The sequence below is a fragment of the candidate division WOR-3 bacterium genome, from assembly GCA_039803925.1.
GTDB lineage: Bacteria > Hydrothermota > Hydrothermia > Hydrothermales > JAJRUZ01 > JBCNVI01.
This window is the reverse complement of the sequence record JBDRZL010000001.1, coordinates 1-11,572: the sequence shown is the minus strand read 5'-3', so window position 1 is coordinate 11,572 and position 11,572 is coordinate 1. Positions and strand designations below refer to the sequence as shown.

The following is an 11,572-nucleotide window of genomic DNA, read 5'->3' as shown; positions in this document are numbered from 1 at the left end:
TTACATATTAGACATATAAAGTTGATTATATTTTAATATTCCACCTCTAAAAGCATAAGCTTTTATACCTTTTCTTCTCAGTCTCAAAGCAACTTCCTGAGAAAATAAACCGTGATTACAAAAGAAAATATAAACTTTTTCCCTTTCAAATTCATAATTATCTATTTTGTTTAAAGGAATTTTTAAATCTGCCTCAAAAGGAATTCCAATTTTTCCTGAATTGTCCCTTATATCAACCTTAATAGAACCCGCTAAAACTTTATCTATTTCTATATCTTCTTCCTCTATAATAAATGGTTCCCTGAGAGTTATTTTACTTTTTACTACAACATCTATAAATTTAGGTTCAAGAAAAATTTCTAAATCTATTACCTTTTGTAGTTCAAATTTTGTAACAGGTTTATATGGAACAATGGCACAATATTCCTTTACCTTTTCAGAAATTTCATAAGTTCCAATTTTCTTTGAAATATTTATTATTTCTTCTTTGTTAAAACCTATAAGAGGTCTTAGACACATAACATCTTTTAAAATACTATCAATAACATAAAGCGATTCAAGAGTCTGCGAAGAAACTTGTCCCAAAGACTCACCTGTTACTATTGCCTTAATTCCCTTTTCTTTTGCTACTTTTTCAGCAATTTCAAACATTTTTCTTTTTAGCACTATTCCCCAGTAAGAAGATGGAATAACTTCCCTTATATTTTCCACAACAGGTCTCAAATCACATATAAAAAGCTCGGGATTTATTCCAAAAAGAAAATTTTTCCAGAAATAATTTATTAGTCTTGTTACCTCTTTTAAATGGGAAAAACCACCGAGATTAAAAAATAAAAAGGATAAATCTGCACCTCTTTTTGCCATTAAATAAGCCGCCACAATAGAATCAAAACCACCTGAAACGAGACACAAAACTTTTCCTTGAGTTCCAAGTGGAAAGCCATCTTTTCCTTCAACTTCTTTTTCAACAATAAAAGCATCGTTATTTTCAATTTCCAATTTAACCCATATATCTGGATTATCAAGATTTACCTTACCTCCTATTTCAACAAGCTCTTTTCCTATTTCCCTTTCTGCCTCAAGGGAATTAAAATTATGGACTCCTTTTCTCTTAACCCTTACTCCAAAGGTTTTATTTTTAACTTTTTCGGCAAAAATTTTCTTAACTTTTTTCTTTAAATCCTTCAAATCCTTGAATTTTATTTTTTCTGCTAAAATTATCTTCCTTATGCCGAAAATTCTTTCAAAAAAATCCTTATACCCTTCAGCTTCTATAACTATTTTATCCCATTTCAAAAAAATTTTTCCTTCAAAATTTTCTTTTTTAAAAGCATCCTCTATATTTTTCCTCAAAATATTAATAAATCTTTTTCTTATTCTTTTAGTTTTAGTAAAAAGCTCGGAAAATTTAAGAAGAATAATCATTAAATATGAAATTCCACAATATCTTTATCTTTAAGTATATAATTTCTTTCCACCCTCTGACCAGGAAATTTTGAAGAACCCCACACCCTCGCATATTTCAAATTTTTGGCAAAATCCTTATGTAACTCCTCTGCAGCATCCATTACTGAACTACCTTCTTCAAGTATCATTGGATCTTTCATATCAGGCTCTTTTCCTGGTTCCTTTGTATAAATTCTTATTATTTTCAATGATTTAAAAATTTCTCTTTTTAAATCCTCTAAACCAAAACCAGTCAAAGATGAAAAGGGTAAAATTACTTCTTTTGGAAAACTTTCTTTCAAAATTTTAAATCTCTCCCCTCCTCCTTCTGTATCAATTTTATTAACTACAAAAAAGCCTCTTTTTTTAATAATTCCCTCAAAAGAGTATTCATCTTTCTCTGAAAATTCAATTTTAATCTCATTGAGAATTTCTTTTAACTCTAAAAAATCATCAATAAGGTCATCCTTTGAACCATCAAGAACAGCCATAATAGAATCAGCATTTCTTACAATCTCTCTCTGCCACCATTGATACTTTGAGATCAAAAAGGGTGGTAAATCTACAATCTGTATTTGAATATCCTCATAAGGCATCATTCCAACTACAGGTAAAACTGTTGTAAAAGGATAAGGTGCTATTTCTGGATTTGCATTTGTTAAGAATTTAAGAATTGAGGATTTTCCAGAGTTTGGTTTCCCAAATAAAACAACTTGTCCTGCTCCTTCTTTTTCAGGGAAAAGAAAAGAAGGTGCGCCTCTTTTTCTCCTTTGTTTTTCCTCTTCTATTTCTTTCTTAATCTGGGATATTCTTCTTTTGATATCAGCCTGCAGTTTATCAGTTCCTTTGTGTTTTGGCAGAGTTGCCCACATTTCTTTCAAAGCTAAGAGCTTTTCTTCAAGGGTCTTTGCTTCCCTATATTTTTTTTCTGCAGCAAGATATTCAGGAGTTAAATTCGCAGGCATTAAATAATTTAAAGGAAAAAATTTATTAATTTCAATATTTATATTGAATTTCCCTGGTCCAATAAGATTTCAAGAAGTGCTTTCCACAACTTCTCAAAACCTTTTTAAAAAATTAAATTACTATTTTATCCTCAAAATCTTTTTTATTTTCTTTTCATTATTGTATTCAGCCTTTATAAAATAAATACCTTTTGAAAGTTCAGGAATAGAAACACTGTGAAATCCTTTATCAAAAACCTTTTTTAAATCAAACCTTTTTCTACCACTTATATCATAGATACATATTTTAACAAATCCTTTTTCTGGAACAATAAGTAAAAATGAATTTTCTTTCAGCAATGTCGGAAAGCTGACATCAAACTGCATTTTGTTCTCCACATCAATATCCTGCGGACCTCCCTCCCCTTCCTTCCATACATAAACTTTCAATGCACCAAGAACTGCTTTTCCATCACGCCCCTGTCTTTTAACCTTTATTCTCAATAAATCAGTCACAGCTCTCTCAGGAATCCTTTTCTCAAAAACAGAATACTCATTTGCCTCAATATGCCAGACTCCAAGAGGTATATTATTAACATAAATTTTTTCATCTACTTCCCTACCAGAATAACCTTCAAACCTTATCTTAAACTTACCCTCTAAAACAAGTGGAATTTCATATATAAGCGAATCCCCATAATCAACATTCTTATAATACTCCGGCCCAAAAGAAATATAACCTTCCCTGTAAACATTTGTTATATCAGGCGTTTTATTTCCAAAATCAAGGGAAATAATCGGAGGCTCCTCTTGAAGCTCAACCTTTATATAATAAATCCTATACAAAGAATCACCCGCATAAAAAACAAAATGAAGATATTTACCATCTGATAAAAATTGCGGTGAAAGAATAGAATAATAGGAAAAAAGAATATTCTCATCAAAAGGTGCTACATTTTCACCATACACAAGATAATTCAATGAACCTTCATTCTTCACAAATGTTATATAATTTTTATCAATAAAAGGTTGAAATAAATTAAAAGCTTCTAATGAATAAACTTCCTTTGGATTTGAAAGAACATTAAATCCCTGAAATGTATACCTTGATAAAACCTTTGAACCTTCCCCTTCCCTGTTTTTAACATAAACAAGATTAATAAATGAATTTGATTTTGTAATATATGGATCAAAATAAATAGCTTTGCCAGGCTCTTTTAATGTAATAAGGTGCTTAATTGTATCTGGTGAAAGACAATAATACCTTAATATATCATTTGCTCCCTCCCATAAAAGATGAATTCTATTTGAATAATCAACAGTTAAAGATGGCGATATTAAAAGAGGAACAATGGAATCATAGAAGGTTTTAGGATGAACCCTGAGAGTCTCCCTCGGAGGCCAGGTGGTATCTCCCTTAATCCCTTTTAAGGTATTTACAAAATGAGTGAAAAATATATTAAAACTATGGAGGTTCCTTAAATCAAATTTTCCAAGCATTAAAAGATTTCCTCCCCATATTCTTATATCAGTTAAATAATATCCTGGAGGAGGATGATGAGTAGGTCCCCATTTTGTCTCCCATGTTAAATATCCTGTGTTATTAAAAATCTCAAAACAAGGAGCACCAATACCCCAATAATATGTTCCCTCATTTTTAAAAATTGTTAAAGGATTTTCCCACTTATTACCATTAAATTTAGAAAATCTCAATTCCTCAAGAAATGTTGTATCATTATAAGAAAAGATGCAGTATAGATTTTTAAACTCATCCTGTGAAATTGCAGGATTTTTACCTTTCCCTATGAATAATTTCTGATTTTTATTCAAAATATAATCGTATACAGAATCATTCTTAGAATAAAGAAAATAAATATTTCCAAACCCATCCTTTAAAATTCTCCTTGCATTATTTGGTGGAATATTATTAAGGTCTATTTTTTGAGAAATTTCCCTCATATCAACATCATAAAAATAGGTAGAGAATTTCTTATAAACAACCTTACTTTTATTTCTTGTATTAACAAATCAAATATTCACCTTTTCAATTAACCCTCCCCTCCAAATAACACCATGAAATCCTTTCTCCTTCCCATAAGCAGAGATAACCCTTACTCCATATCCAATTCCTGATGATCCTTTAAAAAATCTTAATAAGTAACCTCTTCCATTAAAATCCTCACAGAAAATATAAGTATTTATTCCCCCTAAATAAACATAATCCATCTTCTTCTGAGGTATATAAGTAACATCTTCCCAATACCAATATTCATTCAGTAAATACACTTTAATCCCATTACTAGTATTTGTAAAAAGTAATAAATTATCTCCTAACACACTTAAAGCAGGATCATCCTCCTGCGGAACAAAACTTTCAACAATAACCCATACTCCCCTATTTTTTCTTTTATAATGTTTAACTATCCTATTCTCCTCCCTCTTTTCCTGAACCACAAGATGTAATGTATCCTTATAAAAAACAAACGAACCCCTGTTTGAAATATAAATGTTTTGAAATATATCTATAAATTCCTTTGCAGAAGAAAATGAAGAAGGTGTTAAATAATAAAATTTTGAGTAATATAAGGAATCAATAGGAGTCCCCTGGGGATTTATCATTTTCCCATATATAATATGGACTGTATCATTTTTCATTAAAACAGATGGTTCCATAACTCTCGCATCTTTTGTAAGGTGGATTGTGTCCAATTTACTTGAATACCATGAATTTCCAATTTTATGAAAATACCATAAGCGTGATCTATTTCCAAAATAAACTTCATCTTCAACAAAAACTATGATAGGTTTTCCATCTGAGGATAAAACTATTGATACATCTTTAATTTCACGATTAAGGGTTCTATCTCTTTTAAAAATTCTCTGAATATTCCATGAAAGCCCTTCATCATTACTGAAACCATGAATAACAAAAAGTGAATCCCCTTTATCATACTTATATGCCATATGAAGTGTCCCATTATTTGCCCTCTGTATGTTATGACTGTAATAATCACCTGTTGTTCCACTAAATATTGGAGAAGTTGTTACTGTATCACAGAGAATAGAAGTATTTTTTGATCCATAAACCCCATAAACCTTATATTCATAATCTTTAAAAGGTGAAACATTATCAAAAAATACTTCATTTTCATTAATATCTAAATCACCAGGAATTTCAAATGTATATTCAGTCCCACTTATAATCTCTTTTCTTTTTATTAAAAATTTATCCTCACATTTAGAATTATCCATAAAACTTACCTTTACATTGTTCCATGGATAAGAAGTTTCAAGTGTTAAATTTGAAGGGTCAGGAATTCTTGGAGAAACACTAACTGTATTTGAATAATCAGAATAAATATCACCTTTTTTACATCTTACACGGAAGTAGTAATTATGATAGTATTCTCCCAATAGTGTGTCTTTTCTTCTATTCGGAGGAAGTAAGATAGATTGCCAGTCCATATTATCCATTTTATATTCAAGAATATAACTATCCTCATATTGAGAGTTATCATTCCAGGAAATAATTATTTTTACATTCGAACAGATATCAATCTCTACAATTGCCGCACTAATTCCGGTGGGAGTAGCAGGTTTCAAAACAAAATCATAATCCGAAATGTCATAAGCTTTTATACCATTTGTATCAGTTAAGATTGCTTTTATTCTCCCATTACGGGTAGGTGATTGGGTAACATTCCACCTTAGAGAATCCCTAATATAAGTAGGAGAAGGGTAATAATATTTTTCAACTGGCAAATCTGTCCATGTTTGACCACCATCATGAGAAAACTCTGCATCCGCAATTTTTATTCCATTCTGTGCTTCTCCAATGAATTTGATATAATATGTTTTTCCCTCTTCAATTGATATATAAGGATTATTTGGCCAGATGAGTTGAACCTGAGGAGGAATCACAATCCAGAAGGTTCCATCACTTTCATCTTTTTTTATCAATACATTTCTAATATTATAAGCCTCTATCTTTATTTTCCCTTGTTTTGTTTGGATATTTGGAACAACCCAGGTATAACTTCCTGTATTCTGAATATTTCCGTTAATCTGTGTATAGTTTGCACCACCATTTACTGAATAATAAAGCTTCACATAACTTATCACATTATTCGGGTCAGAATTATTCCATGTAATTTGAACATTACTGCCAACAAACAATATTTCACCGCCATTGGGATAAGTTATATTAGTTGGAGGTTGAGGAACAATTGTGAATGGATTGTTACTCATATCCTCAGCTAATACATTATCTGCCTTATCCTTGAGAACAACTTTAATTTTAACAATATTAGGACTACTTATATTAGGAACAAGCCAATCGTAATAAGTTTGAGTTGGATTAAATATTTCAGTTATAAAATAATAGTTATTATTATAGTAATAGTATAATTCAATAGAATTAGTAAGACCATCAAAATCCTCAATATACCACTTAATTCTCTCTATCGAACCCTGAACAAAAGTTTCTCCTCCATTTGGAAATGTTACTGTAACTGTTGGTGGTCTTAAGATCCCTCTATTATAAAAAACATTTCTTATAAAGTTCATATGTTCTCCCCAATATAGCCAATAATCTGCATCCAAAACTTTCTTTGCAGCATCTTTAAAATCTGAACCACTCCAGAGATTCCATAAACTATACATTACAATTCGATCTGTTATTCCGCTACCATATTGCTCAAAGATTTTCCACAAACAGGCAGACCATATTTCACCATCCTTATGAGGCTCATACACCATATCCTCAGGATAATGTTTTGTGCTATTAAGCACTCTCCCTTGCCAGAATTCGTTATGACCATCCCAGTTAAAAACCCAATCCTTTTGATAAAAATTAATTTGTGCTGAATAACTCCCTGCCATATAATCACTGTATCCTTCTGAAAGTGCCCCTGCTTCAGAATAATAGTAATTAAATCCACCCATCGCACGCTCCTCAATAGCATGACCATATTCATGAATAATTACATCAGCATCCTCTGCATCATCTACACCACCTTCCCCAAAATAAATTGCATCAAGACTTTCATCATACCGGGAATTATCACTATAAGTTCCATGAGGATCAACATAAATAGTATCGAGATGATAATAAAACCCCAAGGATTGCAAATACCTCTGAAAATTGTCAATATGATAATAAACCATCACTGCTTCGAATGCCTGATCATATCTGTTATAGAAAAATGTCCCATCATTAGAAGAATAAATGGGGTCATCATATCCACCTAAATTTTTGATACGAACATAAGGACCTTTGAGGTAATAGGTATTATCATCTTTATATATATCCTTCAATGTTATTAAAAATCTCTGCGCATCAAGAGAAGAATTTGTATTATCATTATTATCCACAAAATCACCACCATAATTGGTGTGCGCTGATGTGATAGGGTCAGGATTAAATATGTATCCTGAACCATTTGCATAGACAAATTTATCTCCAAGAAGAATTATCTCACCATTCTTAGCATCAACAAAAGCCTCCCAGCCACCAAGGGGGAAATCAGTGTGAATTTCAACTCTATACACAAGCTTTTGACCTTTATAAGGGAAAATCATTAATTCAGCAACAGGACCATAAGTTATCTCTCCCTGAATCTGCAAAAAGTTTATCACTGTTTGAATTGCAGACTCCTTTGAAATATTTATAGATAAATCTAAATCTTCCTTTATAACACGATATCCAGAAAAAGCAGAACGTATTTTACCATTTTTCTCTACAATTACATGAAGACCACCCTCATATACTGGTATTCCTTTGTAAGTTTGTAAAAAATCAACTCTATATATATCTTTCATAAACTCTTCCACCTTTAAAAGCTTTATATCAGATAAATCACTTTTAAGACCAAATTCACGGATATGCTTAAGTAAAAAGTTTTTAGCTATATCTTCTGGTGAACCGGGAGCCACTGATTCATCTATCATATCCCATGATCTAAGTCTTCCGTCACTATAAAAACTTTTGTTTCCAAAATGACTCACTTCTTCCTTTTCAAGTTTAAACTGCCTTAATTTTTCCACAAGCCATTGTGGACGGTCAGGTGCCCTTTTCCCGTATAAGGGAAAAGAAAGATATACGACAATGAACCACTTCACTATACATCCAATTTTTCCTTTCATATTTCACCTCCTTATTTTAAAAAATTTTTTAACTTCCTTATTTTTACCTCTTAAAAAAATAAAATAAACACCATCTGAAGAAATATTTAATGGTAAAAAATGCTCACCCTTTTCTAAATAACCTTTATATAGATCTAATACTTTCCTCCCTGTTATATCAAAAATTTTTAAATATATGTCTTGCCTCTCAGGCAAAGAAAGATAAGCATAAATGTTCCCTTCTTTATAATATGGATAAAATTTATAAATATATGTTGTTTCCGGTAAAATCGTATCTGCTTTATAACAATAAATATATCCATGATGGGCAGCAAAAAAATAATTTTTATAAATAACAGGATATCCCCAGGCTGGCCATGGAGACCTTGCATCAGGAAGCAAAACTGTATCAAATACCTCTCCATTTAAACTATTAAAACCATATATGTAATCACAATTTGCTACCCAACCTGTATTTTTAATAGTAAAAACAGGACCTACTGCTCCACCGCCATTTGTATCTTTTGGTGCTAAATAAAATTCAAGCCTTTTTTGAGCTGTCTTTGAATCAAAAGAAAAAACCACTGTAATTATTGTATCACCTGACCATTTATACCAACAAAACCATATCTCATTATTATATCCTGATATTGGCGTATTATAAGGATACTCCATATATTTATCTATCTCAAGAGAACCTGTAAATATATTAAATCCAAGGAGTTTGAATCCAAAAAATGACCATAATCTATTATCATATATTGATGTGCGCTCTGATGATTTATTGGGTAAAATGTATTTCCATATCAAATCCCCTGTTAATGCATCACGACAGAGTGCCTTTGTTTGAACAGTATCAGGGTCATGAACCCTTTTTTCCATTATCCCATAAATTTTCCCATCAAAATAAGAAGGCACCTTAGAACCTACAAGTTTTTTGCCCCATAAAAGTTTTCCTTTTAAAGTATAAGCAAATGTTGCTTCATAACCAATCGGCTCAACCCACCCACGGGCAGGAGCATATACAATTGTATCAACAACAATGGGTTGAGCTCCCACAGTCGTTATCGGTTTTGACCATTTTTCATTTCCTGTAAAAGGATCAAGAGCAAAAAATGTTGGTAAACTCTCTGGTGGAATACCAATAGAAGTTCCTGCAAATAGAATTGAATCATTTGGGTCTAATGCACAATTCCATACATTACTTGTTAAATATTTCTCCCAGATAATTTTTCCTGTTTCAATATCCTTTGCCATTATCTTATTCCATTCAGGGGCACCTTTACCTGTAAAAAAAATTCCATGAGAAACGCAGGGGGTAATCTCGGTTGTCCAAGACCCCTCTCCTCCCCATTTATGTGACCATTTAAATTCAAATGGCTTATATAAAGGGAATGGATAATAATTTGTATGCTGAACATCATACTTCCAGTATCTCCAGGCATATTTATCGGGTCCTTTATAACTTTTTATAAGTGAAGGATTTATAAAATGACCTTCATCTATCTTTATTAACCCTTCTTCCTCATTTTCTTTTTTATTTGAAAAATCTTTAACCTCTAAATCCTTACCAGAAATAAAATATTCCTCATATCTATCATCAAAAAATAAAAGAAACTTTAAATTGCCTTCTTTTCTCCATTTATTTTTTGTAAACCATATAAATTCATCTTTTAATTCTTTATAAGGATACTGGTTTTTATGAACTGCAACAATATAATTTTTACCTTTATATTCATAAACAATCATTATCTTTGAAACCCCTTTCTCTAAATAATAATCCATTTTTACTTTTGTTGAATCAGGAGATAAAAAAGCCTTTATGTAAAAATTGAAAATTATTATCATCATATATTTAATTATACAGAATTGAAAAAAAAAGTCAAGAGGTTGTAGAATACCATAAAAATATTGAAATTTTCTGGCTCAATAAGATTACAAGAAGTGCCTTCTACAAAATATTCCTGTATATTCCTCTTTAAATCTTTCAACATAGGCATTTTTTTATAAAATCCTTTGCATTTTCACCTCAATTTTCCTATCTATCATTATTTTTTAAACTTTTTTTCTTTTTCATATTTTAATCTTAAAGCGAATTTTTGCGCACCCTAAAGAGTGCGGCTACCATAAAATTATAAAACCTTTGTTTTTTGGAAAATTAAGGGTGAAGATAATATGAGGCATAATAGAAACAATATCCTAAAAAACTTGTTACTTTATACCTTAAAAGGTGTAGCTTTCCATCTAAAGATTTTATAAAAATGGTAGGCGCAGGCTTTAGCCTGCGAATTTTTACCTTTTCCCATTATCTAATATCTCTTTAAAATTTTTCAGAGCTTGTAGAATACCATAACTTTTTAGACTTTTACATAAGTTTTGTTTAAAGATTTATGAAGTTCATATTGAATTTTTTCTCTTGAATATTTTTTTTCTTATCAATGTCTTTGATTTAGGAATTAACTCTTTAAATTTCAGGAATTTGAAATAAATAAAAATTAAAACTATAATAGATAACTTTATGATAAAAATAAATGGAAAAAATATTGCCCTTTTTCCTTCAAAACCCAGAGATTCCTGCAATTTGATGGTTTTAAATCTGGAGGAAAAAAAAATTATACACTCAAAATTTTATAATCTTCATAAATTTTTAAAAAAAGGAGACCTCATAATAGTAAATAATACTAAAGTAATACCCGCAAAAATTTTTGGAAGAAAAAATACAGGTGGAAAAGTAGAAGCACTTTTTGTTAAAAAAATTGATGAAAAAAGATTTTATTCCCTTTTAAAAGGAAAAAATGTTAAAAATTTTTATGTGGGAGAATTTAGATTAAAAGTTATTGGGAAAAACAAATTTTATATTATTGAAATAGAAAATGGAAATATTGATAAACTTTTAAAAAAATATGGAAAAATGCCTTTACCTCCATATATTAAAAGAAAACCTTTAAAAAAAGATGAATTCTATTATAACTCAATATTTGCAAAAAAAGAAGGCTCAATAGCAGCTCCCACTGCTTCCTTACATTTTACTGAAAGACTTATAAAAAAATTAAAAAAAG

Annotated in this window: 6 protein-coding genes; 1 reads left to right on the top strand and 5 read right to left on the bottom strand. The window is 30.5% G+C overall.

Features of this window, described 5'->3' with window-relative positions:
* The 5 genes from thiI to ABIN17_00010 all read right to left on the bottom strand — a co-directional run bounded on the left by thiI (position 1) and on the right by ABIN17_00010 (position 10,364).
* Entirely contained in the window at positions 1 to 1,425 is a 1,425-nt protein-coding gene (thiI, locus tag ABIN17_00030; GenBank protein MEO0283449.1) for a tRNA uracil 4-sulfurtransferase ThiI, read from the bottom strand.
* A complete protein-coding gene (locus ABIN17_00025) occupies positions 1,425 to 2,411 on the bottom strand; it encodes a GTPase (GenBank protein MEO0283448.1) in 987 nt (328 codons plus the stop codon). The genes thiI and ABIN17_00025 overlap by 1 nt, the downstream gene beginning before the upstream one ends.
* Before the next feature lie 120 nt (positions 2,412 to 2,531).
* Complete coding sequence (locus ABIN17_00020; protein MEO0283447.1) at positions 2,532 to 4,349, bottom strand: T9SS type A sorting domain-containing protein; 1,818 nt, start codon at positions 4,347 to 4,349, stop codon at positions 2,532 to 2,534.
* A 69-nt stretch (positions 4,350 to 4,418) separates the two neighbouring features.
* A complete protein-coding gene (locus ABIN17_00015; GenBank protein MEO0283446.1) occupies positions 4,419 to 8,534 on the bottom strand; it encodes a M36 family metallopeptidase in 4,116 nt (1,371 codons plus the stop codon).
* A 3-nt stretch (positions 8,535 to 8,537) separates the two neighbouring features.
* Positions 8,538 to 10,364: a hypothetical protein gene (locus ABIN17_00010; GenBank protein MEO0283445.1), complete on the bottom strand. Its 1,827-nt coding sequence runs from the start codon at positions 10,362 to 10,364 to the stop codon at positions 8,538 to 8,540.
* A 667-nt stretch (positions 10,365 to 11,031) separates the two neighbouring features.
* Between ABIN17_00010 and ABIN17_00005 the strand changes: the two genes are divergently transcribed.
* Positions 11,032 to 11,572 (top strand): S-adenosylmethionine:tRNA ribosyltransferase-isomerase (locus ABIN17_00005; protein ID MEO0283444.1); only part of this gene is annotated, 541 nt, incomplete at its 3' end.